At 63.4% G+C, this 24,076-nt stretch carries 23 protein-coding genes; 7 read left to right on the top strand and 16 right to left on the bottom strand.

The features are described 5' to 3' along the window. Positions 1-2: 2 nt before the first annotated feature. From PU724_RS22835 to PU724_RS22820, 4 genes are all read right to left on the bottom strand, one after another. On the bottom strand, positions 3-836 hold the full coding sequence (locus PU724_RS22835) for a carbohydrate ABC transporter permease (RefSeq protein WP_354422810.1): 834 nt from the start codon (positions 834-836) through the stop codon (positions 3-5). A gap of 10 nt (positions 837-846) precedes the next feature. After that, positions 847-1,821: a carbohydrate ABC transporter permease gene (locus PU724_RS22830; protein ID WP_354422812.1), complete on the bottom strand. Its 975-nt coding sequence runs from the start codon at positions 1,819-1,821 to the stop codon at positions 847-849. A 20-nt stretch (positions 1,822-1,841) separates the two neighbouring features. Beyond that, complete coding sequence (locus PU724_RS22825; RefSeq protein WP_354422814.1) at positions 1,842-3,104, bottom strand: ABC transporter substrate-binding protein; 1,263 nt, start codon at positions 3,102-3,104, stop codon at positions 1,842-1,844. Positions 3,105-3,172: 68 nt separating this feature from the next. Further along, positions 3,173-4,303, bottom strand: a complete 1,131-nt coding sequence (locus PU724_RS22820; protein ID WP_354422816.1) for a mandelate racemase/muconate lactonizing enzyme family protein — start codon at positions 4,301-4,303, stop codon at positions 3,173-3,175. 316 nt (positions 4,304-4,619) lie between these two features. On the opposite strand from PU724_RS22820, the gene PU724_RS22815 reads away from it, so the two are divergent. Further along, positions 4,620-5,321 carry a GntR family transcriptional regulator gene (locus PU724_RS22815; protein ID WP_127282711.1) on the top strand — a complete coding sequence of 234 codons (702 nt, stop codon included), beginning with the start codon at positions 4,620-4,622 and terminating at the stop codon, positions 5,319-5,321. On the opposite strand, the gene PU724_RS22810 is transcribed toward PU724_RS22815, so the two are convergent. From PU724_RS22810 to PU724_RS22800, 3 genes are read right to left on the bottom strand one after another with little or no spacing between them, the layout of a single operon-like run. After that, positions 5,318-6,109, bottom strand: a complete 792-nt coding sequence (locus PU724_RS22810) for an alpha/beta hydrolase (protein WP_354422818.1) — start codon at positions 6,107-6,109, stop codon at positions 5,318-5,320. The two genes, PU724_RS22815 and PU724_RS22810, sit on opposite strands and share 4 nt — an antisense overlap. Positions 6,110-6,147: 38 nt before the next feature. After that, positions 6,148-7,596 carry an NAD-dependent succinate-semialdehyde dehydrogenase gene (locus PU724_RS22805; protein WP_292349503.1) on the bottom strand — a complete coding sequence of 483 codons (1,449 nt, stop codon included), beginning with the start codon at positions 7,594-7,596 and terminating at the stop codon, positions 6,148-6,150. A gap of 58 nt (positions 7,597-7,654) precedes the next feature. Then, entirely contained in the window at positions 7,655-8,884 is a 1,230-nt protein-coding gene (locus PU724_RS22800; RefSeq protein ID WP_292166832.1) for an iron-containing alcohol dehydrogenase, read from the bottom strand. Between the two features lie 140 nt (positions 8,885-9,024). Between PU724_RS22800 and PU724_RS22795 the strand changes: the two genes are divergently transcribed. Continuing rightward, positions 9,025-9,714 carry a GntR family transcriptional regulator gene (locus PU724_RS22795; RefSeq protein WP_127308732.1) on the top strand — a complete coding sequence of 230 codons (690 nt, stop codon included), beginning with the start codon at positions 9,025-9,027 and terminating at the stop codon, positions 9,712-9,714. 144 nt (positions 9,715-9,858) lie between these two features. After that, entirely contained in the window at positions 9,859-10,452 is a 594-nt protein-coding gene (locus tag PU724_RS22790; RefSeq protein ID WP_127308733.1) for a DJ-1/PfpI family protein, read from the top strand. Positions 10,453-10,513: 61 nt separating this feature from the next. Here PU724_RS22790 and PU724_RS22785 read toward each other — a convergent pair whose 3' ends face one another. Next, a complete protein-coding gene (locus PU724_RS22785; RefSeq protein ID WP_292166827.1) occupies positions 10,514-11,410 on the bottom strand; it encodes a GntR family transcriptional regulator in 897 nt (298 codons plus the stop codon). 166 nt (positions 11,411-11,576) lie between these two features. Between PU724_RS22785 and PU724_RS22780 the strand changes: the two genes are divergently transcribed. The 4 genes from PU724_RS22780 (at position 11,577) to PU724_RS22765 (ending at position 15,508) form a co-directional block, all read left to right on the top strand. Then, the gene (locus tag PU724_RS22780) at positions 11,577-12,629 is read left to right on the top strand and encodes an ABC transporter permease (RefSeq protein ID WP_354422821.1); all 1,053 of its coding nucleotides are present in this window, start codon (positions 11,577-11,579) and stop codon (positions 12,627-12,629) included. Next, positions 12,626-13,414: an ATP-binding cassette domain-containing protein gene (locus PU724_RS22775; protein WP_127308734.1), complete on the top strand. Its 789-nt coding sequence runs from the start codon at positions 12,626-12,628 to the stop codon at positions 13,412-13,414. The genes PU724_RS22780 and PU724_RS22775 overlap by 4 nt, the downstream gene beginning before the upstream one ends. Before the next feature lie 141 nt (positions 13,415-13,555). Next, a complete protein-coding gene (locus tag PU724_RS22770) occupies positions 13,556-14,422 on the top strand; it encodes a sugar ABC transporter substrate-binding protein (RefSeq protein ID WP_407046005.1) in 867 nt (288 codons plus the stop codon). A gap of 72 nt (positions 14,423-14,494) precedes the next feature. Further along, the gene (locus PU724_RS22765; protein WP_292166821.1) at positions 14,495-15,508 is read left to right on the top strand and encodes a zinc-binding alcohol dehydrogenase family protein; all 1,014 of its coding nucleotides are present in this window, start codon (positions 14,495-14,497) and stop codon (positions 15,506-15,508) included. 71 nt (positions 15,509-15,579) lie between these two features. Here the strand turns inward: PU724_RS22765 and PU724_RS22760 are convergent, their stop codons facing one another. The 8 genes from PU724_RS22760 to nadA form a co-directional block, all read right to left on the bottom strand. Further along, positions 15,580-16,563: a beta-ketoacyl-ACP synthase III gene (locus PU724_RS22760; RefSeq protein WP_292166818.1), complete on the bottom strand. Its 984-nt coding sequence runs from the start codon at positions 16,561-16,563 to the stop codon at positions 15,580-15,582. Further along, positions 16,560-17,825: an adenosylmethionine--8-amino-7-oxononanoate transaminase gene (locus tag PU724_RS22755; RefSeq protein WP_292166815.1), complete on the bottom strand. Its 1,266-nt coding sequence runs from the start codon at positions 17,823-17,825 to the stop codon at positions 16,560-16,562. The genes PU724_RS22760 and PU724_RS22755 overlap by 4 nt, the downstream gene beginning before the upstream one ends. Beyond that, the gene (gene bioD / locus PU724_RS22750) at positions 17,825-18,460 is read right to left on the bottom strand and encodes a dethiobiotin synthase (RefSeq protein ID WP_354422823.1); all 636 of its coding nucleotides are present in this window, start codon (positions 18,458-18,460) and stop codon (positions 17,825-17,827) included. Before bioD ends, PU724_RS22755 begins: the two co-directional genes overlap by 1 nt. After that, positions 18,457-19,596 (bottom strand): 8-amino-7-oxononanoate synthase, encoded by a 1,140-nt coding sequence (locus tag PU724_RS22745; protein WP_354422826.1) that lies wholly within the window; start codon positions 19,594-19,596, stop codon positions 18,457-18,459. Before PU724_RS22745 ends, bioD begins: the two co-directional genes overlap by 4 nt. Further along, positions 19,593-20,594, bottom strand: coding sequence for a biotin synthase BioB (gene bioB, locus PU724_RS22740; RefSeq protein ID WP_126056210.1), 1,002 nt, complete (start codon positions 20,592-20,594; stop codon positions 19,593-19,595). The genes PU724_RS22745 and bioB overlap by 4 nt, the downstream gene beginning before the upstream one ends. 61 nt (positions 20,595-20,655) lie before the next feature. Further along, positions 20,656-21,510: a carboxylating nicotinate-nucleotide diphosphorylase gene (gene nadC / locus PU724_RS22735; protein WP_320320560.1), complete on the bottom strand. Its 855-nt coding sequence runs from the start codon at positions 21,508-21,510 to the stop codon at positions 20,656-20,658. Continuing rightward, complete coding sequence (locus tag PU724_RS22730; RefSeq protein ID WP_354422828.1) at positions 21,510-23,039, bottom strand: L-aspartate oxidase; 1,530 nt, start codon at positions 23,037-23,039, stop codon at positions 21,510-21,512. Before PU724_RS22730 ends, nadC begins: the two co-directional genes overlap by 1 nt. Beyond that, a complete protein-coding gene (gene nadA, locus PU724_RS22725) occupies positions 23,036-24,010 on the bottom strand; it encodes a quinolinate synthase NadA (RefSeq protein ID WP_354422830.1) in 975 nt (324 codons plus the stop codon). Before nadA ends, PU724_RS22730 begins: the two co-directional genes overlap by 4 nt. Positions 24,011-24,076: the final 66 nt, after the last annotated feature.

Raw genomic sequence — 24,076 nt, 5'->3', positions numbered from 1 at the left:
GGCTAACCTTTCACTGCGCCCACCGCGATGCCCGAAACAATTCGTCGCTGGAACAGGATGTAAAGAACAACGATCGGCGCCGCCGCGATGACGATGCCAGCGGTAAACAGGGGTATCTGGTCCGAGTACTGACCCTTGAGCGCGGAAATCCCCACCATGAGGGTGCGGTGCTTCTGCATGACCAGCAGGGAGATCAGAATGTCGTTCCAGCAGCTCAGCGTGTTGAGGATGGCAAGCGTCACCAATGCCGGCGTTCCCAGGGGCAGCATCACGTGCCACCAGACCTGCAGCAGCGAGGCCCCGTCGATCCGCGCCGCTTCGATCAGCTCGCGCGGAAGGCCGGAGTAGAACGCCGTCATCATGTAGACCGAGAAAGGCAGGAAAAATGCGGTGTAGGACAGGATGAGCCCGATGTGCGTGTTGACCAGGTTGAGGGCAAGCATCGTGCGCATGAAGGGCACCAGCACGACCTGCACGGGGATCATCAGCGACGACAGGATGACCGCGAACAGGAAGCGCCGATAGGGAAAGCGCATCGACGCGAGGGCGAAGCCGGCCATGGAAGACACGACCATCAACAAGATGACCGCCCCGAGCGTCGCAATCACGGAATTGAGGAAGTACTCATCGAGGTGCGCCCGGGTCCAGGCCTGCACGAAGTTGTCGAGCGTGGGCTGCATGGCGAGCCCGAAGCGGTCGAGCATGTAATCGTGACGTGTCTTGAGTGCGTTGTTGACGGCGAAAAAGATCGGGTAGAGGCAGCTCAAGGCCAGCAATCCCATCGGGATCGCCGCGATCCTGAGGGTCAGACGCTGTCGTTTTCCGGCTCCTGACACGACCTCTCCTTCAGATGTTCGCGTTGCGCGACAAGATGCGAATCTGCAGCCATGCGAGAATGCTCGTCATGAAAAACAGGACCATCGAGACAGCGGCGGCGTAGGCGGGCCGGTTGAGCTTTCCCTGTGCGGCCCAGATCAGATATTCGGGCACCGTCGTCGCCGTGCCGGGTCCGCCGCCGGTCAGCACGTAGATCAGGCCGAACATCGAAGTCAGCAGGCCGATGGTCGTGATCACCGTCGAGAACTCGATGATCGGGCGAAGCTCCGGGATGATGACATGCCACCAGATCTGCCACATCTTGGCGCCGTCGAGACGTGCCGCCTCGACCATTTCCTTGGACACGGTCGACAGCCCGGCAAGGAAGATCAGCACACCCATGCCGAAGGTCGACCAGCATTGGATCGCCAGCGTCACCGGAAGTGCGGTCGCCGAGTGCCCCAGCCAGTCCACACCGCTGATCCCCGCTAGGCCCAGCAACGCGTTCAGATTGCCGTTGAAGCTCAGCACCACGCTGAAAATAGACCCGATGATGACGCTCGAGAGAATGGCGGGAAAGAAATAGACGGAACGGAAAAACGTGCGCCCCGGCACGCCCTGGTGGATCAGGATGGCCAGCAGCATCGGGATGGTCACAAAGATCGGCACCGAAAGCAGCACCACGACGGCGTTGGCCATGGCGGAGCGGAAATTCGGGTCGTCCAGTGCGCGCAGATAGTTGCCGGCGCCGATGAACTGGCCCGGGTCGGTCGACGTCGCGCTGGTCAGGGAGATGCCAAACCCCCAGAACAGCGGAAAGATGCGAAACACCAGGACAAGCAGGATGGCCGGAAGCAGGAACAGCACCGCGACGCGCGCCTCTGCCCGGCGGCTCCGGCCTGGGCGGGTACGGGTCCGCGCGGCTTGGCCTGTCTGGTGTAACGAATTGGCGGTCATGGGCACGTCACTGATGCGGGGACGGGGGCGCGTCGTCGCGCCCCCCACTGTCTGCGTGGAGAAGATTGCTATTGCGGCTTGGCTTCAGCCTGGACCTTGTCCAGCGCAGCCGCGGCCTGGTCCACGGTGGCTTCACCGTTGAACAGGAACTGGCTCTGGTGGTGCCATTCATCGAGCTCGGCCGCTGAAGAATTGGCATGCGTGGTCGGAACGGCTCTGGTCGCAAGCCAGCCCATGATCTGCTTGAGGCCAGGGCTGTCAATGTCGGATGTATTGACTTCGGTGTTTGCTGGCACCGAGCCGGTGTCGTTGACCAGGTATGACAGGACTTCCGGCGAAGCGAGGATTCGCACCGCGTCGACGGCGAGATCGATGTTGGCGGAGTCCTTGTTCACGCCGTAGCCAACGCCGCCGTCGAGCGGAACGCCGGGGGCACCTTCATGCTGATCGGCGGCAACGGTCGGCGAGGGCATGGGATAGACCCCGACCTTGTCGACGCCCATGTTGGTTTCGAACTGCTTCCAATGCGCGACGTTGGAGAGCAGACCCATCACGTTGGCTCCGGCACCCTGCTCGAAGAGGGCGAACTCATCCATGAACATGGTCTGCGAGTTGCCGCCCTCCTGGTACCAGCCATTCTTGGCGGTATCGACCCAGGCCTGCAGGATCGCCTTGATCGGCGGATCCGACCAGTGGAGCTTGCCTGCCAGCCAATCGGCCTGTTGCTGCGCGGTCAGCGACTGGTTCGCGGCTTCCGAAAGGAAGAACTCGGCGTTGTAGCCTTCCTTGTTGGCCATCATGAAGCAGGCGGGTTTACCCTGCGCCTTGAAGGCGTCGCAGACCTTGGTCAGTTCGGCCCAACTCGTCGGCGGCTTCTCCGGATCGAGCCCTGCGGCCTTGTAAAGCGCCTTGTTGTAGTAGACGACGTGACCCTGCAGCGTCGTCGGGATGAAGTACAGCTTGCCATCAGGTCCGGTGAACGCGGACTTTCCAACGAGCTTTGGGATCAGGTCGGGCAGCTTGTCGTCGAGCGGGATCAGCCCGCCGACCAGGGCCTTGGCCTGGGCGCCGCCATTGGCCCAGATGACGTCAGGGCCGGCCTTCGAAGCGAGCGCCGTGCCCAGCAGCGTGTAGTACTCGGCGTCCGGTTGAGACAGGAGGTTGAGAGTTGCTCCCGGGTGCGCGGCCTCGAATGCAGCCTTCGCGTGATCGTAGTATGTCGCGTGGGCGGCATCGTCCACGTTGACGTCCCAGACGGTGATCTCCTGGGCCAGCGCCGGCGACGCCACCGCCATGGTCGCAATTGCGGTCAATATCTTCAGCTTCTGCACGTCATTCCTCCCTTTTTATCTACCAGGCCTTCGCTTCATCCAGCGCTCGCTGCGAGTTTGGGACCCCGTCAACCCGCGGGGTTGACGGGTGCATCACCAAGGTCTTCGCGCGACAGGATTTCGGGGCGCGTCCAATCCAGACGCCCGGTCTCCGACAAGACCAGCCCATGGCCCGTTCGATCGGGCGCATGAATCCAGCCATCATGAATTTCGATTGTTTGCTCGACCAGGTGATCGAAGTTCTGGAACGAGTATTCGAGCCACTCGACTTCGGGCAGCGCACAGGCCATGTGTACGCCGATTTCGAGAAACGTATTGCCAAGCGTCACCGGGACGCCGAGTTCGGCTGCCAGCCAGCCGATGCGCATCACGTCCGTCACCTGCCCATGGACATTCAGCATGTCGGTAGCGCCGGCCTGCATCAACAGGCGCTTGCCGGCCGCATCGAGGTATTCGCCTGAATTGATCATGGTCCACGGCGTCGCCGCCTTGAGGTTGCGAAGGCCGTCGAAGTCATGGCGCAGGATAGGGTCCTCGACCCAAAGCAGATCAAAGCCAAGGCTATGAATTTTCTGCAGTTTTACCGATGCCTCCTTGGCCCCCCAAGCCTCGTTTGCGTCGATCATGATCGACGAGCCGGGCCGCACCGTCTTTCTCAACAGCTCCAGCCGGGACAAATCCCGGTCGAAATCGGGATGCCCAACCTTGATCTTGAACGCGCGGTAACCAAGCGCCTCGGCATGGGCAAAGAACGCCTGGAATTCATCGTCGCTGAGGTGGAAATCGAGACCGGATGCGTAGGCTTTCACGCGTTTGCGCCGGCTCCCCAGCAGCTCGTGCAACGGCAGGCCGACCAGCTTCGCACTCAGATCCCACAACGCAACCTGGAGAGCTTCCTCGAAAGGCAAGCCGAAGGCGCGCCTGTTTCCGCCGCGCGGCCGCTGGACCCGATGCACAAGCGCCAAAGGCGATTGCCCTGCGAGATCGGGCCAGGCCTCCTCTTCAAAAACCCGCACGATCTCCGCCTGGTCTGGTAGCGGGTGAAACAAGCTCTGGATAAAGCCCAGCCCGACCAGGCCATTCTCGGCAACGAGCTCAAGCGCGGCCACGTGCGCCGTATCGATGCGGACCTGACTGTCACCGATGGTCCGGTCACGAGCGAATTGATAGCGGGTAATGCGATACTCGGCGATGCGCATCTGGCTCTCTGATATCTCAGAATGCGCTTTAGATATTTCAGTTTTGGACAAGAGGCAAGCGGCCAGGCGCAAAACTGTCGGGCAGGCAAGCACGCAAATGCAGCAGGCGACGCTTCGTCAACGGGTTGGCGGCCCAGGCTCGGTGGCGCCCGACGACCTTCAGGCAAGCCCGGGATACCGGTTGCGCTCAGTGCAAGACCCCGGTCAGCCGTATCCTTCAAAGGTGCATTGATAACCGGCAATGGGATACTTTACGATGGCACGGCCAGTAATGTTTCAGAACCATGTTTAGATATTTCAGATGCGAGGGTCAAAAGTGGCGCAGCACGACGATCAGTCCGATGGGGCCGCCGGGGCGGCAGCCGGCCAACGCCTTGGCGATCGTGCCTACACGCGCATTCTTGAGACACTGTTTGAGCGGAAGATCCCCGCGGGGGCCTTTCTGTCGCAAGGCGATCTTGTCGAAATGCTGCAAATCCCGGTGGCGCCGCTGCGCGATGCGCTCAAGCTGCTCGAGGCGGAGGGGATCGTCATCATCCATTCGCGCTCGGGCATCCAGTTCGTCAAGCCCGGGTTCGAACTGACCAGGTCGACCTACCAGTTTCGCAGCATTCTGGAGCGTGCGGCGACAGGGGTATACGCGCAAACCGCGGACGAGGCGGATCTGGCGGAACTGGAAAGACGTCATTTGGCGGTCATCGAGGAGATCGAGCGCGGTGGGCTCACCGACCTGGTCAGGGCGGACCTCGAGCAACTCGAGACCTTGCTGCATCACTCCATCATTGCCAGCCTGAACAATCCATTGATCGACAGTTCCTACAAGCGGCTTCACAACTACGTCCGGCTGATCCGGCTGGACAGAAAGGTCACCGTGCCTCTCGTGCTGCAATCCCTGCGCGAGCACATGCAGGTCATCCTGGCATGCAAGGCACGCGACCCGGAGGCAGCTGCGGCGGCAATGCAGGCGCATCTGGCCTCGGCCCTGCAGCGCGGTCTGGGCCTCTACTACGGCTACTAGGCTGAATGAGATCCCACGAGGCGGGCCAATAGTGACGCGGCTTCGGTGCCCGCCACGCCAAGGTCGCGGACGCTGCTCATGTGATTGGCCGCCGCAAGGGTCGTGCGCGAGACAGCAAGCCCTTGCTCTTCCAGGTGGCTCGTGAACATCGCGGCCTGGCTGTGGAAGGGCGGCGTCTCATCGGCGCCGACCGAGATCCCTACGGCCACGGATGGATCGAAGCTGTGGTTGATCGGCGAGAACCGGCGGGCTTCTTCGTCGGTGATCGCGATCTCGGCGGCAAGGAATGACATCTGCAACGGCTTCAGGTCGTAAAGGCCGCCGAGCAGCAGCGCAGCTTTGATGCCGGACGGCCGGCTGTCGCCGTCGAAAAGCATCGTCGCCAGATGCGCGCCGGCGGAATGACCGCTGACCGTCAGCAGGTCGGGATCGCCGCCATGGTCCGCGATATGGTCAAGCACCCATCGCTTGGCGCGGCGCACCTGGTCGACGATTTTTGCCATCCTGACAGCCGGCATCAGCGCATAGTCGACGATGACTGCGATCGCACCGGCGCTCGTGACGGTCTCGGCGACATAAGAATAATCACGCTTGGAGAACATGCGCCAATAGCCGCCGTGAATGAACATATGCACCGGCAGGCGGTGCCGTTTGCCCTCGGGAAAGAACAGGTCGATGGTCTCGGTGGCGTCATCTCCGTAGGCGACATCGCCGACCATTGGCACGTTCGCCCTGCAATCTTCGCTTCTGCGCACGATCTCGGCGACGATGTCGTCGAACTCGACCACATGATCGCGAATGCGAAACGGATCTTTGGAGTGTCCGCTCACAGGGTCACGGCGATGTACTTCGCCTCCATGAACTCGGCAACGCCGTGCTTTTGACCGCCTTCGCGGCCCAGTCCGCTCTGCTTGACGCCGCCAAAGGGCGCCGCCGGATCCGACATCAGGCCGCGGTTCAGGGCGATCATGCCCGACTCGATCTTCGATGCCACGCGCATCCCCTTGGCCAGGTCGCGCGTGTAGACATAGGCAGCGAGACCGTATTCGGTATCGTTGGCCCTCGCGATGGCGTCCGCCTCGCTGTCGAAGCGCATGATCGGAGCCACGGGGCCGAATATTTCCTCATGCATCATGGCGGAGTCAGTGGAGACGTCGCGAAGCACCGTCGGCGGGTAGAAGTAGCCTTTGCCTTCGGCAATCGCTCCGCCGCACAGAACCTTGGCGCCGCGGGCGACCGCGTCCTGGACGAGACGATCGATCTTGTCCGCGGCCTTGCTGGTGATCATCGGGCCGCACTCGGTTTCCGGGTGTGTGCCAGGACCTACATTGAGGGCAGCCATGCGTTTGCGCAGCCCATCGGCGAAGGCGTCATGAATGCCGGCCTGCACGTAAAGCCGATTGGCGGCGGTGCAGGCCTCGCCGGCATTGCGCATCTTGGCAACCATCGCACCGTCGAGCGCTGCTTCCAGGTCGGCGTCGTCGAAGACAATGAACGGTGCATTGCCGCCAAGTTCCATCGAACAGGAGATGACGTGCTTGGCGGCCTCGGCCAGGAGCACCCGGCCGACACCGGTCGAGCCGGTGAATGACAATTTCCGCACGCGCGGATCGGCCAGCATGGCCGCCGTTACCGGTCCGGGCGTCGAGGTCGTGAGCACGTTTACGACGCCGGGCGGCAGGCCGGCCTCCTCGTAGAGCGCTGCAAGCGCATAGGCCGTCAGCGGCGTCTCGCTGGCCGGCTTCAAAATCACTGTGCAGCCGGCCGCGAGCGCCGGCGCGATCTTGCGCGTCGCCATGGCGGCGGGAAAATTCCATGGCGTGATGAGCACGCAAATGCCGATGGGCTGGTAGTCGACAATGATGCGGTTGGCGCCCGAGGGCGCAAGACCGAACTCGCCGCTGATGCGGACCGCCTCCTCGGCATTCCAGCGAAAGAACTCGGCGGCGTAGGCGACCTCGCTGCGCGCGTCACGCAGCGCCTTGCCGTTCTCCAGCGAGATCAGCGCAGCCAGTATCTCCGCCCGTTCGGTCATCAGTTCGAAGCAGCGCCGCAGGATTTCCGAACGCCTGCGTGGCGAGGTCTCGCGCCAGCCGGCCGCTGCCTTCGCGGCCGCGTCGACGGCTGCGGCCGCGTCGGCAAGCGTGGCATCGGGAACCGCCGCGATCACGGCTTCGGTTGATGGATCGACCACTTCGATCACCCGGCCCTCCGACGAGGGCTGCCAGCGTCCGCCAATGTAGAGACCGTGCGAGACCGTGGCGTAGTCGAACATATCTTGATCCTCGTCGGATATGCCTGCGGCGATATTCATGGGGTGAACTCCTGGTCGATCACATCATGGCGGCGGACATGTCGCCATCATAAGCAGCCCTGACCAGCCGTCGCATTGCGGCGAGGTCGAACGGACGCGGATTGTTCTTGATCAGCCGGTCGATGCCGAGCGCCTGCTCGGCCGTCCAGTCGATCCTGTCCTCGGGAAGGCCAAGCTTGGCCAAGTTCGGTGGGATGCCGATGGCGCAAAACAGCCGGCTCACCTCGCGGATGGTTGCGTGCGCCGATGCATCTGCGCCGTCGCCGCTCTGACGGGAAAGGCCGAGAGCTGCGCCAACTTCGGCAATCTCTGCGGCCGCGGCGGGAAGGTTGTAGCTCATCACATATGGCAGCATGGTGGCGACGCCCAGACCATGCGCGGTATGTGTGACTGCGCCGACCGGATACTGCACCGCGTGAGCGGCGGCCGTTCCGGCGGTACCGAAGGCGCAACCGGCGGCCAGCGCTCCCATCATGACGTCGGCGCGCGCATTCCCGTCCGATCCGTCACGATATGCCGTTTCGAGGCTGCGACCGAGCAGCCTGATGGCCAGAAGCGCGAAATGATCGGTCAGAGCGCTTTTGCCGACAAAGACATGCTGCTGCGGCAGACGGGGATCATCGCCGCGTCTGGCCGCGGTGAAGGCCTCGATTGCGTGCGTCAACGCGTCGGCGCCGGCGATCGCCGTCAGGGAAGGGGGGCATGTCGCCGTCAGCTCCGGATCGCAAAGCGCCACCGCGGCGATGAGGTGGGGACTCGAGATACCCACTTTCAGCGTCCGATCCGGATCGGAAATCACGGCGACGGGGGTCACCTCGGAGCCTGTCCCGGCCGTAGTTGGCACAGCGATCACGGGAAGGGTAGGGCCTGGTACCTTGAATTCGCCGTAGTAGTCCTGGGGCCTGCCACCATGTCTGAGCAGAAGTGCTGCGCATTTGGCCATGTCGAGGCAGCTGCCGCCGCCGATCCCGATCACCATGTCCGGCTTGAAATCCTTCGCCTGCGCAATGCAGGCGGCGACGCTGTCGCGGGGCACATCCGGCAGCGTTCGGTCGTAGACCAGCGTCTCTATCGCCGCATTGTGCAGGCCGGCAAGAATTTCGGCGAACTGCGAAGTCGCCGCGAAACGCTCGTCGGTGCAGACGAACGCGCGCCGCCCAAATTTGGCGGCAACAGCAGGCAGCACCTGACGCTGGCCTTTGCCGAACAGGATCTCGCGCGGCAGGCGCGCGGCTGCGAACAAGGTCATGGACGGCATCCTTCAGTTCCAGGGGCCGGCCTCGACGTCTGGGTCATTTCCCAAATTATCCTCTATTAAATCGTATAGGATATAGGATTGAATTGCCCGAACCATCGTGCTAGTGAGTGCTCCTGTCAAGAGGGTAAACAATGCAGAACGCGGACCTGACGGAAGCGCCTTCGACAGCCCGTATCCAGCGCGCCAACAGCCTGGCCGGCGACGTTTACGAGGCAATCTTCGCGCAGTTGATGTCGCTCAGGATTGCTCCAGGATCGCGCATCACAGTCGACAATCTCGTGAAGGAATTCAACGTCTCGCATACCCCCATTCGCGAAGCGCTTGGCAGGTTGGAGGGCGAGGGCCTGGTGCTGAAGACCCACCTGATCGGCTATCGGGCCGCCCCGCAAATCACCCGCCGCCGCTTTGACGAGCTTTACGAGCTGCGCCTTCTGCTTGAGCCCGCCGCCGCGGCCAAAGCCACTGCAACACTGGACGACGAGCGCCTGACCGTGCTGCAGGAAGCGGCTGGCGTCATGGCCCGGCGGGAGGGGAAAGACGAACGCCTGCGTTATTCGAACTTCGCCCGTCAGGATGCGATCTTTCACGACAAGATCGTCGAGTTCGCCCAGAACGAGCTCATTCGCGAGACGCTCAATCACCAGCATACCCACTTCCACATCTTCCGCTTGATGTATCACTCACGCGTGACCGAAGAGGCCCTCGACGAGCATGAGGCCATTCTCGCCGCCTTCTCCGCGGGCGACCCGGACGCCGCCGCAAAAGCCATGCGCGTGCACATCGAGAATTCGCGGGACCGGCTCCTGCCTGCGTTCGAGTAGGAGCGTCAAGCTCGACGCGCCGCCGATCACCCAGGTCAACGCCAAGGAAAACTATTCCCCGACTTAACCGCTCTGCTCCGATTTCGATCCCTGTCTGGCGAGGCGCCAAGTGCACCTCGCCTTGCCACAACCGAGAGGAAGACCATGCCAGGAAAAAAGATACTGATGCTGACGGGCGAATTCACCGAGGAATATGAAATCTTCGTCTACCAGCAGGCGATGGAGGCCGTCGGCCATACTGTTCATGTCGTCTGCCCCGACAAGAAAGCCGGCGACGTGATCAAGACATCGCTGCACGATTTTGAGGGCGATCAGACCTACACCGAAAAGCCCGGTCACAATGCGCTGATCAACAAGACCTTTTCCGACGCCGAGAAGCAACTGAGCCAATACGACGCCGTCTACTGCGCCGGCGGGCGCGGACCGGAATATATCCGCACCGACAAGCGCGTGCAGGCGATGGTGCGCCACTTCCACGAGGCGAACAAACCGATATTTACGATCTGCCATGGCGTGCAGATCCTGATAGCGGTCGATGGCGTCGTCCGCGGCAAGAAGGTCGGCGCGCTCGCGGCTTGCGAGCCGGAGGTGACGCTGGCAGGCGGCACCTATATCGATCTGTCTCCCACCGATGCCTATGTGGATGGGACGATGGTTTCGGCCAAGGGCTGGACCGCGCTTGCGGCGTTCATCCGTGAATGCCTGAAGGTGCTGGGAACGGAAATACGCCACGCGTAAGCGTTGGTTCCGACGCATCCCGCAATGGATGCGCCGGGTCCCTCAAAGCGGCTCGTTCCTATCATTCGTCAAATACGATCAGCGAACGCATCAGCGTTTCTCTTGCCGAGCCCAGATGCGCTCGGCAGGCTCGCTCGATGCGTTCTGGATCGCGGCTTTCGAGCGCCTCGATATAGGCGAGATGCTCCAGGATCGCCGCCTGGTTGCGCTGTTTTTCGTCATGCTTGTTCCACTGATAGTGGTAGTGGAAAATGAAGCTGATGATATCGTAGAAATCGTCGATGAAGCGGTTCGGCGAAGCCTCGTTTATGAGCCGGTGAAACCGGTTGTCGAGGCCGGAAAAGTCGTGGAATCGGCTTTCAATCCGCTTCAGCAGTTCGGTATGCGCAATCTTGAGCACGGCCAGCTTCTCCCACAACGGGGAAGTGTCGGCCTGTCGGGAAAACAGATGCGCCGAGCGCAGCTCGAACATGACGCGGATCTCGAACAGCTCAAGTGCGAAATCTTCAGTAAAGCCCTTGAAAAGCCAACCCGTGTTCGGCCTTTTTTCGAGCAGCCCAAACCGGCTGAAGCGGATCAGGAACTCGCGAATTCCGTTGGTTGCGACACCGAACTGCCGCGCCAGCTCGAGCTCGTTGATGCTGGTGCCAGGTCTGGTGTCACCGCGCAGCATCCACTCCATGAATTGCTGCTCCACGTGCTTGGCCCGTGATGTGGTTTCGGCGTCGGGATAGTAGTCGCTATCCTCGACCGGTCGGCCTGCCGTCCTGACGCCGCTGCGCTCGGCAATAAGTTCGCGGTGGGCAAGTTCTCCCAGGACCTTTCGGACAGTCGTGCGGCTCACTCCCATTTGCCGTCTGAGTTCATTCTCGGAAGGGAGCTCGCCGGTCAATTGTCCGTCGCGCAGCATACTGGCGGCGCGGTTGAAAGCCTTCTTGTAAACAGTGTCGGTTCGCATCGGATCTACCTCAGAGCAACACCTTGTCCTTTCTAGCATGAACTTTATCCATAAAAAACAACTTGACCAAGTGATATTGGTTGTTTTTTATCGATAAGAGGAAGCTAAAAATACAACATAAGCTTTTGACGACGAGGCTCACACAAGCCGCGGCGGGGAGGGAACTTTGCCTGAAGCGGGAAACACCGGCACCTCTGTCGGCGAGGCCGCAGTGCGAGCACCCAAGAAGCAAGAAGCCGTTCCTGGCCTTGCTCTGGGCTTGGCCTTGCTGAGCGCCGGTCCGGTCGTCATCCTGGCGTTGCTGATTGTCGTTCTCAGTTTTCTGTCGCCCTATTTTTTGACGGGGCGCAACCTCAGCAACATCCTCGCCCAGACCGCCGTCATCTCGGTTGTGGCGATGGGCCAGCATCTGGTCATCCTGACGCGTGGGATCGATCTCTCGGTCGGCTCGAACGTTGCACTGGCTTCGGTCGTCGGCGCGCTCAGTTTCCATGCCGGCGCCCCCGCCTTCCTGGTGATCGCGGTGATGGTCGCCTGCGGTGCGGCGGTCGGCGCCATCAACGGGCTCTTCTACGTGTTCGGCCGGTTGCCGCATCCGTTCATCATCACGCTGGCAACATTGAGCATCGCCAAGGGGCTGGCGCTGCAACTGGCTGACGGGCGCGCCATCCCTGGCATGCCGGATGCCATCGATGCGCTTGGCCGAGAGGCGGTCTGGGGTCTGCCTGGATCGGTTTTTGTGGTCGCCGGCGTTGCCGCGGTTCTTTTCGCAATGGCCAAGACGATGGTCTGGGGACGCTGGATCTATGCCGTCGGCGGCCGGCCCGACGCTGCCCTGCGCATGGGCATTCCCGTGTCCTGGGTGCTGGTTTCGGTCTATGTGATCTCGGGGCTGTGCGCCGGCATCGGGGCGGTCATCCTTGCCGGCCGCACCGACGCCGGTTCGCCCTTGTTCGGCAATCTGCTGGAACTGGATACGATCGCGGCGGTGATCATCGGCGGTGCCAGTTTTCTCGGCGGTCGCGGCCATCTTGGCCATGCCTTGATCGGCGCCATCATGATCGGCGTCATCCGCAACGCGCTCAACCTGCTCAACGTCAATGTCTTCTTCCAACTCATCGTCATTGGCGTGGTCATCGTCATAGCGGTCGAATCCGACGTCTTGCGCAACTATCTCGAAGGGCGCGTGCGGGTCATGCGGGCCGGGAGGCAGTCGTGAGTGCCGTTCCAGCAAGCGTCGATCATGCAGCCACCGCCGCTGAATATCCCGTGCTTGCGGTACGCGGCGCGACCAAGCGTTTCGGCTCGGTTGTGGCGCTGGACGACGTCAGCATCGAGGTCCGGCGCGGCGAGATCTTGGGGCTTCTGGGCGACAACGGCGCTGGCAAGTCGACGTTGACCAAATGCATCAGCGGGGTGCACCAACTCGATGCCGGCGCGATCCTCCTGGACGGTGCGCCAACGCAGATACGCTCCCCTGCGGATGCGCGCTTCGCCGGCATCGAGACTGTCTACCAGGATCTGGCGCTGTTCGACAATCTGACGCCAGGACAGAACTTCTTTGCCGGTCGCGAACTGGCGGGGCCGCAATGGCTTCCTCGCGGCATGCGATTCCTTCAACAGCGCCGGATGGATGCCGAAACGCGCGTTCTGCTCGCCAATTTGAAAGTCACGTTGCCAAGGCTGGACGCCGTCGTTGCCATGATGTCGGGTGGACAAAGGCAAGCTATTGCGGTGGCCCGGTCGACCGTGTTTGCCCGCAAGGTCGTGATCCTGGACGAACCGACCGCTGCACTTGGCCTGCGTGAATCGCGACAAGTGCTCAACCTGGTCGCGACGCTGCGCGACCAGGGCAACGCCGTCATCCTGATCACCCACAATATGGAGCATGTCGTCGAGCTTGCCGATCGCGCCGTGGTGCTTCGCCAGGGCCGCAAGGTTGGCGAACTGGTGCCGACCAAGGACAACAAGCAGGAACTGGTCTCCATGATCGTGGGAGCCTGATCCGTCCGAGATTTGGGGACTGTTGCGGTCCGCAAATGCCTGAAGCGACTTCCGCCGGAAGACGCCTCAATCCAAGGGAGGAATGGAATGCCAATGAACCGAAAACTGTTCGCTGGGCTGGCGATCGCCGTTGCGTGCGCGATGCCGGCTTCGGCCGCCGACAAGATCAAGGTCGGCCTGATTACGAAATTCCCGGTGCCGTTCTACTCGACCATGGAGGACGCGGCCAAGAAATACGCCGCCGCTCATCCTGAAGTCGAGTTGGTCACCGGCCAGGGCCAGGCGGCAACCGACATCGAGGGCCAGATTGCCCTGATCGAATCCATGATCACGCAAGGGGTCAAGGGGCTGGCGATCACTCCGGTCGATCCGACCGTCGCGCCGACGCTCGACAAGGCGGTCGCTGCCGGCATCAAGGTGGTTCTCGTCGACAACGGCATCCCGGACTGGAAGGGCCAGACCGCGTTGGTTTCGACCAACAACCTGAACGGCGGCAAGATTGCCGGTGAGTACCTGAAGACCGTGCTCAAGAGCGGCGACAAGATCGGCATCCTGCAAGGCGTTCCCGGAGTGCCGGCGCTGGACGACCGGGTCACCGGCATGATGGAGGGCCTCGGCGACGTCAAGGTCGAGGTGGTCGGCAAGGGCGCAACCAATTGCACGCTCGAACTTGGCACGTCGGTGACCGAAGACATCCTGACCGCCAATCCCGATCTCAAGGCGATCTACGCGGCATGCGGACCGCCAATCCCGGGAGCCGTCAAGTCGATCAGCAATGCGGGGATCGGCAACGACAAGATCATCCTGGTCGGTTTCGACGCCTGCTGTGGTGAGATCGAAGCGATCAAGTCCGGCGCGGAAGATGCCAGCGTGGCGCAATTTCCGGCAAAAATGGGCGAGCTTGGCATCGATACCGTCGTCAAGGCGATCCGCGGGGAACCCGTCGAAGCCAATGTGGATACCGGTGCAGGACTGGTGACGCTGCAGAACGTCAAAGACTTCGAATAGGCTCCACACCTTGGCCCGGCGGCGATCTCAGCCGCCGGGTTCTTTTTGAAACATTTCAGGAAGAAAATTCGCATGAAAGCGCTCGTATGCCGCAAGCCCGGCGAATTGGTCTTCGAGGATCGCCCGGCGCCCGGCCCGCCGGGCACCGGATGGGCGCTGGTCAGCATCAGCCATGTCGGCATCTGTGGCACCGACTACCACATCTTTGAGGGCAAGCATCCCTACCTAGTCTATCCACGTGTCATGGGACATGAACTCTCTGGCACCGTGACCGCAGTAGGCGAAGGCGTCGCCATCGAAGTCGGCGAACGGGTCGTCGTAAATCCCTATCTTGCCTGCGGCAAATGCATTGCATGCCGCAACGGCAAGCCGAATTGCTGCGTATCGATCGAAGTGTTGGGCGTTCATCGCGACGGCGGCATGTGCGAGGAATTGCTGGTGCCTGCCGACAACCTCTACCCGGTTGCAGGACTGCCGCTCGTTGACGCGGCAGCTGTCGAGTTCCTGGCGATCGGCGCTCACGCGGTGAGACGCTCCAGGCTTGCTGCCGGCGCAAAGACGCTGGTCATCGGCGCCGGGCCTATCGGACTGGGTACGGCATTGTTTGCGCGTATTGCCGGCCAAGCGGTGACGCTCATGGACACCAGCCGGGAACGGCTTAACTTCGCCGAAAGCCAACTCGGGTTTCCCGTCATCGACAGTGCATCGGGTTCACCTGTCGAGCAGGTGAGAGAGCGAACCGACGGCGATTGTTTCGACCTCGTCTTCGATGCGACCGGCAGCAAGGTCTCGATACAAGCCGCGTTCGGCTACGTGGCCCATGGCGGCGCCCTGGTAATGGTAAGCGTCATTAAGGACGAGATCACCTTCTCGGATCCCGAATTCCACAAACGCGAGATGATGTTGATCGGCAGCCGCAATGCGCTTCGCGTCGACTTCGACCACGTCATGGCGGCAATGCGCGATGGCGCCATTCCTGCGGCCAAGCTGATAACGCACGACACGACCCTTCAGAACAGCCTGCACGATATCGCTCGTTGGACGCATCAGAAGTCGGGGCTCATAAAGGCCGTCATCGCCTTCTAGAAAGAACGATGCTGGCGCCTCCGCAGACCCTGGAGTCCGATCCGCCACGGCCAAGCACATGCGGTCGCCGGCTAGATCCTGACGACGAGAGCGCCGCCGCTGAGGCCGGCACCCGCCGCAGCCAGAAGGATTTTCTCGCCCGACCGAAACGGCTCCGTATGATGGGCCAACGACAGCGACAGCGGGATCGTTGCTGCGGAAGAGTTGCCGTATTCGACGATCGTCTTGACAATCGCTTGATCGGCGATGCCGAGGTTTCGCCCCACCGCGTCGAAAATGCGGGCGTTGGCCTGATGCGGCACGAACCGATCGATGTCCTGCGGTCGCATGCGGGCAGCAGCGAGCGCTTCCCGCGAGCAGGTTGTCATCATCTCGACCGCCTTGGCGAACACCTCGCGGCCGTCGATGATGGTCATCCGGGTCTCAGCGAGGTCGAGATCGGCCTGGAAGGGCCTGTTGCTTCCGCCCGCGGGAATCTGGATCAGCCCGTAGCGCGAGCCGTCGGAATCAACCGATGCGCTGAGAATGCCTCGATCCGGTTCATCGCCGGGACCGAGCACCACAGCGCCGGCGGCGTCGGCAAACAGCACGGCGCTGGCCCGCTCGGCCGGATTGATGCGGCGGCTGAGGATGTTGGCGGCGATGACGAGGCTCGCTTTGCCGTGCAGGCGTGTAAATCCGTCCGCGAACATCAGCGCATAGATGAAGCCGGCGCAGGCGCCGGTCAGGTCGATCGCGCCGGCGCGGCCGAGCCCCAGTCGATGCGCGACCAGCGGCGCGCTGGGCGGCAGGAGGTGATCGGGCGTCGAGGTGGCAAGCAGCAGCAGGCCGATGTCGCCGCGCTCGATGCCGGCGTTCGTCAGCGCCATGTCGCCGGCTTGCGCGGCAAGGCCCGACAGCGTGTCTTCTTCGGTGGCCCAGAAGCGCGAGCGAATGCCGGTGCGCCGCTCGATCCAGCCGGGCTCGAGTCCGAGACGGTTTTCGATCTCCGGGTTCTCGACCCTGCGCGCCGGTGCATGATGGCCGAAGCCGAGAAGGCGCGACGACCTGTTCATGGCTTTGCGCCAAAGCGTTCGCCGGCCTCCTCGATGGCGTCATAGAGGCCGTCGAGCTCGTCGCCGGTGATGCAATAGGGCGGCAGGAGATAGAGGACATTGCCGAGCGGACGCACCAAAAGTCCGCGTTCGAGGAAGAACGCGCGCAGCTTCGGCCCGATCTCGGCCAGATAGCCGGCGGAGCCGGTGCGCAGATCGAGGGCGGCGATTGTCCCCGTTGCGCGGCTGTCGCTAAAAAACGGATTGTTGCGAAAACGTCGAAGCCCGGCAGCCTGTTTTGCGCTTAGGGCCGCGACCCGCTCGGCCACCGGTTCGTCACGCCAGATCTCGACATTGGCGAGTGCCGCCGCGCAGGCGATCGGATTGGCGGTGTAGGAACTCGAGTGGAAGAATGTCTTCCTGCGGTCCTGCGAATAATGGGCCTGGAAGATGGCATCGGTCGCAAGCGTCGCCGCCAGCGGGATAACGCCGCCCGTCAGCCCTTTCGAGGTGCACAGAATGTCCGGTGAGATCGATGCCTGCTCACAGGCGAACATGGTCCCGGTGCGGCCCCAGCCGGTCATCACCTCGTCGGCGATCAGCAATGTGCCGGAGGCTTCGGCGATCTTCTTCAACTCGGCCACAACCCATGCCGGGTACATCAGCATGCCGCCGGCGCCGAGCACCAGCGGTTCGACGATCAGCGCGGCCGCGCGCCGGTCGCGGGAGACGGCCTCGAACCGGTCCAACGTTTCCTGCTCGCGCCCGGCGGCGGGGAACGGGATGGTGTCGACCTCGAACAGCAAGGGCTCGTAGGCGGCGTTGAACACGCCGCGGGCGCCGACGCTCATCGTGCCAATCGTGTCGCCATGATAGCTGTGCTCCATGACGACGATGCGCGAGCGCGGCGCGTCGATGTTGCGGAAGTAGCCGAGCGCCATCTTCAGCGCGACCTCGACGGCGGTCGAGCCGCTGTCGGAATAAAACACCCAGTCGAGGTCGGCCGGAGCGAGGCCGACAAGCGCCTTGGCCAGGCGTTCGGCCGGCTCGTGGGTGAAGCCGGCGAAGATGATCTGGTCGAGGCTCGCCGCGGTCGTCTCGATGGCCTTGACGATGCGGGGATGGCGGTGGCCGTGGGTGACGACCCACCAGGAGGAAATGGCATCCAGGATGCGCGTGCCGTCGGCCTTGTAGAGGTAGGCGCCTTCCGTCCGGACGATTTCGGGGATAGCCGGCTCGAGCGCGTGCTGGGTGAAGGGATGCCAGACTTGAGACTGCGACATCATTCGCCCCCCGCGATTGCTGAGAGGTCGAAGCCGGCAACCATCGCTTCCCTCAGCGTCCCGCTCGTCAGCGGATCGAGCAGCGGCAGCCTGCCAAGCTGGCGCACGCCGCTGAATTCGACGATTGTCCTCTGCGTGTCGGCCACCTCATCGCCGACGAAGGCAATGCCGATGAGCGGGATGGAACGGGCCCTGAGCGCCTCGATCGAAAGCAGGGTGTGGTTGATCGTGCCGAGCTTGGTACGGGCGCACAGGATGACCGGCACCCGCCACTGCGCGAAGATGTCGATGAATTTGGTACGCCGGTTGAGCGGCACCATAAGTCCCCCGGCGCCTTCGATGACGAGCGGGCCCGGTAAGTCCGGAAGCGAGAGCTCTGCGGCGTCTATCGCGACGCCGTCGAGTTCGGCTGAACGATGCGGCGACAGTGGCTCCTTCAGGCGATACACTTCGGGCAGCACGCGCCCCGGCGGCAGGCCGGCGAGCCGTTCAACGACCTCGCTGTCGGTCTCTTCGTCGAGCCCCGATTGCACCGGCTTCCAGTAGAAGCCGTCGAGCAGGCCGGCCAATGCCGCCGAAAACACCGTTTTGCCGATACCGGTATCTGTTCCGGTGATGACGATGCGCTTGGTCATGCCGCGGCCAACACCTCGACGAGCGCCTCGACCATGGCCGAAATGTCGGCCTCGTCGACATTGAGCGTCAGCGAAATGCGCAGCCGCGATGTGCCCTCGGGGACGGTCGGCGGACGAATGCCGCGAATGTCGAAACCGCGCGCCTGCAGCGCCGCCGCCAACGCCATGGTGCGCCCGTTGTCGCCGATGACGAAGGGCTGGATCTGCGAGCCGCTAGGGGCCACGCCGCAGCGCTCGGCCAATTGGCGGCCCGCGAAAGCAACGCGCTCCTGCAGCTGGGCCCGGCGTTGGGGCTCGTCGGACAGCACGGCAATCGCCTCGCGCGCTGCCACGGCCATCAGCGGCGATGGCGCGGTGGAGTAGATGAAGGGCCGGCAGCGGTTGACGAGATAGTCACACAACAGTCCCGGCCCGGTGACGAGCGCACCGGCCGCGCCGAGCGCCTTGCCGCATGTGTGGAGCGCGACGATGTTGTCGCGGCCCTCGAAAGCGGCGGCAAGGCCGCGGCCGTCTGGCCCCCAGACGCCGGTGGCATGCGCCTCGTCGACGACGATGAAGGCCTCGTGGCGGTCGGCAAGCGCGACCAGCTCCTCCATCGGCGCGCGGTCGCCGTCCATGCTGTAGAGGCTTTCGACCACGATCCAGACGCGCCCGGTGCCGCCTTCGGCGCGCCAGCGCGTGATTGCATCCTCGAAGGCATCGACGTCGTTGTGCACGGCGAGCTTGAACTCGCCGCGGCCGGCGCGGGCCCCCTCATGCATGCTGGCATGAGCCAATTTGTCGAGGACCAAAAGGTCACCCTTCTGCGGCAGGGCGGTCAGCAGGGCGAAGTTGGCGATGTAGCCGGTGCCGAAGAACAGCGCGCGGTCGGCTCTGAAGAACGCCGCCGCGTCCGCCTCCAGTGCCTCGTGTTCCGGCGCGTTGCCGCGCAGCAGCCGAGATCCGGTCGCGCCGACCGGCGTGCCCTGCGCGATCGCCGCCGCCACCGCGTCGCCTAGTCTTTTGGAGGCGGCGAGCCCGAGATAGTCGTTGGACGAGAAATCGAGCCCGGCGCGCGGCGAAAGCGTCCGCAGACGGTCCTTGCGCGCCAGTCCGCGCAAGGTCGCGTCATACCGGGCAAGCGGCGCTTCGTTCATTGCGCCTCGAGGTCCATCGGCTCGATGCCGAGACGGCGGAACAGCAGCGTATCCTTGTCCTCGCCGGGATTGTCCGCCGTCAGCAGCGTGTCGCCGACGAAGATCGAATTGGCGCCGGCAAAGAAGCACAGCGCCTGCATCTCGTCGGTCATGGCGGTGCGCCCGGCGGAAAGTCGGACATGCGATTTCGGCATCATGATGCGCGCCAGCGCGATCACGCGCACGAACTCGATCGGCTCGATCGGCCTGGCATCGGCAAGCGGGGTGCCGGCGATCGGGATGAGCATGTTGATCGGAACGCTTTCCGGATGTTCCGGCAGGTTGGCCAGCGTCACCAGCATGTCGATCCGGTCCACCGGCTCTTCGCCCATGCCGACAATGCCGCCGCAGCAGACCTTGATGCCGCTGTCGCGGACATTGGCCAGCGTATCCAGCCGGTCGGCAAATGTCCGGGTCGAGATGATCTCTGAGTAGTAGCGCTCGGAGGTGTCGATGTTGTGATTGTAGTAGTCGAGGCCAGCCTCTTTCAGCCGCTGCGCCTGGCCGAGGTCGAGCATGCCGAGCGTCATGCAGGTCTCCATGCCCAGCGCCTTGACGCCTTCGACCATCGCCACGACCGCATCCATGTCGCGCCCCTTGGGATTTCGCCAGGCGGCGCCCATGCAATAGCGGGTGGCGCCGGCGTCGCGCGCCTTGGTCGCCTCGGCGATGACGCGCCTGACCTCCATCAGCTTCGACGCCTTCAGCCCGCTTTCATGGTGCGCCGACTGACTGCAATAGCCGCAATCCTCCGGACAGCCGCCCGTCTTGATGCTGAGAAGCCGGCTGAGCTGGACCTTGTTGGGATCGAAGTTCTGGCGGTGAACGGTCTGCGCCTGAAACAAGAGGTCGTTGAAAGGCGCATCGTGGAGAGCCTGGGCTTCTTCCAGGCTCCATACCCGGCGGTCGCCGAGGGATTGAACTTCAGGCGCGGTCTTTTCCGAAATCGCTGCGTGCATTTCGATCCTGTTCCTTGCGTTGTGGCGAGCCGGCTAGACTTTAGATGGCCAGGTCCGACGATCAAAGCTCACGATAATCGAGGCCGATATCGAGGATCGGGGCGCTGTGAGTCAACCAGCCGATGGAAATCAGGTCGATACCGGTTGCGGCAATTGCTGGCGCAATCGCGGCGGTGATCCTGCCAGACGCCTCGGTGACCGCCCGGCCACCAACCATGGCCACCGCCTTGCGCAAGTCATCGACTGACATGTTGTCCAACAGGACTGCGTCGGGGGCAAGCGCCAAGGCTTCTTCCAACTGGGCCAGCGTATCGACCTCGACTTCGACCTTGACGAGATGGCCGACGCTCATTCGCGCCCGCTCCATTGCCGGGCGAATTCCGCCGGCGATGGCGATGTGGTTGTCCTTGATCAGGATGGCGTCGTCGAGGCCGAAGCGGTGATTGGCGCCGCCGCCGGCGCGCACGGCGTATTTTTCGATTGCCCGCAAGCCCGGTGTCGTCTTGCGGGTGCAGACGATCTTCGCCTTGTGCCCGCGGATCGCACTGACGATCGCTGCGGTCGCCGTGGCTATGCCGCTGAGATGGCACAGGAAATTGAGCGCCGTGCGTTCCGCCGTGAGAATGGCGCGGGCCGGGCCGCTCACCGACGCGATGGTCTCCCCCTGCGCTACGTCGCTGCCGTCCGCGCGCTCCACCGTCATCTCGACATTCGGATCGATCACCTTGAAGGCGAGCATCGCCAGATCGAGGCCGGCGATGATGCCTTGCTGGCGAGCCGCAAGCACGGTCGTCGTATGGCGTTCTCGTGGTACGATGGCATCCGTGGTCACGTCGCCGGCTCTGCCGAGGTCTTCGAGAAGAGCCGCCCGCACCATCGGCTCGAGCATGATTGCGGGAAGTGGCGAGAGGGTCATCAGGTTGCGGTTTCCAGCGCTGGGGCGAGTGCAAGTTCCCGCGCTGCCGCAAGTGCTGCTTCGAGCGTAATTTCGGAGCGCCGGCCAACAGTCGCGTGATGGGGAAAGTCTGTCCGGTAGTGAGCGCCGCGGCTTTCCCGGCGCAGCAACGCGGCAATCGCGATCATCAGCCCGACGGCCGCCGGGTCCGCGCCCTCGCGCTCGGCGAGCGGCAACAAGGACCGTGCGGCTGCTTTCAAGCCTTCACCGTCCCGCACGACGCCGAGCGCACGCGACAAGAGGGGACGCACCGCCTCGGGATCGGACGGCGGGCAGTCACTTGCATTCGCTTGCCTTGTCCGGAGGGCAGCGGTTCCCGCGATGCTTTCGGCGACCCAGCGCGCGCAGACCACCGCCTCGGTCAGCGAATTGCTGGCAAGCCTGTTGGCGCCGTGCAACCCGGTCGCGGCGACTTCGCCGCAGGCCCAAAGTCCCAAAACGGACGTGCGACCGGAGCCATCCACGGCGACACCACCCATGTGGTAGTGCTGGGCTGGGCGGATGGGAATGAGATCGCGCGCCGGATCGATGCCGGCCTTGTCGCAGGCTGACGCGATGGTCGGGAACTGCCGCGCGAACGCCGGGCCGGGCCTTTCCCGCACATCGAGAAAGACGCGGTGGCCGTTCGCAAGATGGTTCCAGACGGCACGCGCCAGTACGTCGCGCGGCGCAAGTTCCGCCCCTTGCACGCCTTGAAGGAGACGCCGGCCGCTTCCATCGACGATGGTTGCGCCTTCGCCGCGAACAGCTTCGCTGATCAGCGTCATGGGGCGGCCGGACCCGTCAAGTGCGGTCGGGTGGAACTGGACGAATTCAAGGTCGGCAAGGGTAGCGCCGGCACGCGCTGCGAGCGCCAGGCCTTGTCCGCAACTGCCCAATGGATTGGTGCTGTCGAGAAACAGGCCACCGATGCCGCCCGTGGCGAGGACGACCCGTCCCGTGGCGAAGAACACCGGACCAGTCGAGCAGGTCGCCAGCACGCCGGCGATGCTGCCGTCCTCCACGGCCAGCCGGCGCGCTTCGAACCCCTCGACGACCTCTATTGTCGGTGTCGAGCGGACGGCCGCGACCAGGGCACGCATGACCTCTCGTCCGCTGCCGTCACCACCGGCATGGACGATTCGCCGCCGGCCGTGCGCTGCCTCCAGTCCGAGGCGGAATGTTCCGTCTGGTGCCCGGTCGAAGCGGACCCCGAAGCCCGCAAGTCGATCGATGGCGCCGGGCGCGGCATTGAGGATACGGCCGGCCATCTCCCTGTCGCAGAGCCCATCGCCGGCGGCGAGCGTGTCGGCCAGATGCAGTGCCGGATCGTCGTCGTCGCCGAGGCTGGCGGCCAGCCCACCTTGGGCCCAGGCGCTCGAAGCGTCAGCCCCCAGCGGTGCCCTGGACAGAAGAAGCACCGGCTGCGGCGCCAGATGCAGCGCGGTCATCAGTCCGGCAATGCCGCCGCCGATGATGACGGGGCGGCCGTCGAGATTTTGCACGCTCATACGGCCAGCATCCGCTCGACGGCCAGGCGCGCGCGGCCGGCGATGCCGGGCTCGATGCTCACGACATGGCGGTTCTCTTCAAGCGCGGTGCGAATGTTGGCCAGTGTTATCCGCTTCATGTGCGGGCAGAGATTGCAGGGCCGGATGAATTCGACCTCGGGATGCTGAAGCGCGACATTGTCGCTCATCGAGCATTCCGTCATCAGCACGACGCGCGGCGGCTTTTGCCTTTCGACATAGTCTGACATGGCGGCGGTCGAGCCGGAAAAATCGGCCTCGGCCACCACGTCGGGCGGGCATTCGGGATGCGCCAGCACCGTCACGCCGGGATGGTTTTGGCGCAACTCGCGAATATCGGCCGGCGTGAAGCGCTCATGCACCTCGCAATGCCCTTTCCAGGCGATGATCTCAACGTCGGTCTGCGCGGCGATGTTCTGGGCCAGATACTCGTCCGGCAGCATGATCACCCGAGGGACACCAAGCGACTCGACGACCGCCTTCGCATTGCCTGACGTGCAGCAGATGTCGGACTCGGCCTTCACCTCGGCCGACGTGTTGACATAGGTGACGACCGGCACGCCCGGAAAGCGTTGCCTGAGCAGGCGGATATCCTCGGCGGTAATGGAGTCCGCCAGCGAACAGCCGGCGCGCAGGTCGGGAATGAGCACGGTCTTCTCAGGGTTGAGCAGCTTCGCCGTCTCGGCCATGAAATGCACGCCGGCCAGCACAATCACGTCCGCTTCGGCCGATATCGCCTTGCGGGCAAGCGCCAGGCTGTCGCCGACGATATCGGCGACGCAATGGAAGATCTCCGGCGTCTGATAGTTGTGCGCCAGGATGACAGCGTTTCGTTGCCGCTTCAGGTCGAGAATGGCGTCGATGTCGCCGGCGAAGGCGGGCCATTCGATCGGCGGGATAACCCGCCGCACGCGGTCGTACAGCGCGGCGGTGCGCGTGGAGGCGTTGAACATGCCTTGCCCTCATTATGCTCGTTTTGAGTATAACTAAGGCATATGCTTAACTTGAGCATAAGGAAT

It is taken from the genome of Mesorhizobium abyssinicae (genome assembly GCF_049887195.1).
GTDB classification, from domain to species: Bacteria; Pseudomonadota; Alphaproteobacteria; order Rhizobiales; family Rhizobiaceae; genus Mesorhizobium; species Mesorhizobium abyssinicae.
Note: the sequence above shows the minus strand (reverse complement) of the source record. Positions and strands in the feature narration are given on the sequence as shown.

What these genes read in the sequence shown, in the direction of transcription:
- PU724_RS22800 (WP_292166832.1), bottom strand. Translation starts at nt 8,884, where the DNA reads ATGACCTTGTTCGCAGCCGCGCGCCTGCCGCGCGAGATCCTGTTCGGC.
- PU724_RS22805 (WP_292349503.1), bottom strand. Translation starts at nt 7,596, where the DNA reads ATGTTCGACTACGCCACGGTCTCGCACGGTCTCTACATTGGCGGACGC.
- PU724_RS22790 (WP_127308733.1), top strand. Translation starts at nt 9,859, where the DNA reads ATGCCAGGAAAAAAGATACTGATGCTGACGGGCGAATTCACCGAGGAA.
- PU724_RS22730 (WP_354422828.1), bottom strand. Translation starts at nt 23,039, where the DNA reads ATGAGCGTGCAAAATCTCGACGGCCGCCCCGTCATCATCGGCGGCGGC.
- PU724_RS22765 (WP_292166821.1), top strand. Translation starts at nt 14,495, where the DNA reads ATGAAAGCGCTCGTATGCCGCAAGCCCGGCGAATTGGTCTTCGAGGAT.
- PU724_RS22785 (WP_292166827.1), bottom strand. Translation starts at nt 11,410, where the DNA reads ATGCGAACCGACACTGTTTACAAGAAGGCTTTCAACCGCGCCGCCAGT.
- PU724_RS22820 (WP_354422816.1), bottom strand. Translation starts at nt 4,303, where the DNA reads ATGCGCATCGCCGAGTATCGCATTACCCGCTATCAATTCGCTCGTGAC.
- PU724_RS22770 (WP_407046005.1), top strand. Translation starts at nt 13,556, where the DNA reads ATGCCGGCTTCGGCCGCCGACAAGATCAAGGTCGGCCTGATTACGAAA.
- bioD (WP_354422823.1), bottom strand. Translation starts at nt 18,460, where the DNA reads ATGACCAAGCGCATCGTCATCACCGGAACAGATACCGGTATCGGCAAA.
- nadC (WP_320320560.1), bottom strand. Translation starts at nt 21,510, where the DNA reads ATGACCCTCTCGCCACTTCCCGCAATCATGCTCGAGCCGATGGTGCGG.
- PU724_RS22760 (WP_292166818.1), bottom strand. Translation starts at nt 16,563, where the DNA reads ATGAACAGGTCGTCGCGCCTTCTCGGCTTCGGCCATCATGCACCGGCG.
- PU724_RS22745 (WP_354422826.1), bottom strand. Translation starts at nt 19,596, where the DNA reads ATGAACGAAGCGCCGCTTGCCCGGTATGACGCGACCTTGCGCGGACTG.
- bioB (WP_126056210.1), bottom strand. Translation starts at nt 20,594, where the DNA reads ATGCACGCAGCGATTTCGGAAAAGACCGCGCCTGAAGTTCAATCCCTC.
- PU724_RS22795 (WP_127308732.1), top strand. Translation starts at nt 9,025, where the DNA reads ATGCAGAACGCGGACCTGACGGAAGCGCCTTCGACAGCCCGTATCCAG.
- nadA (WP_354422830.1), bottom strand. Translation starts at nt 24,010, where the DNA reads ATGTTCAACGCCTCCACGCGCACCGCCGCGCTGTACGACCGCGTGCGG.
- PU724_RS22755 (WP_292166815.1), bottom strand. Translation starts at nt 17,825, where the DNA reads ATGTCGCAGTCTCAAGTCTGGCATCCCTTCACCCAGCACGCGCTCGAG.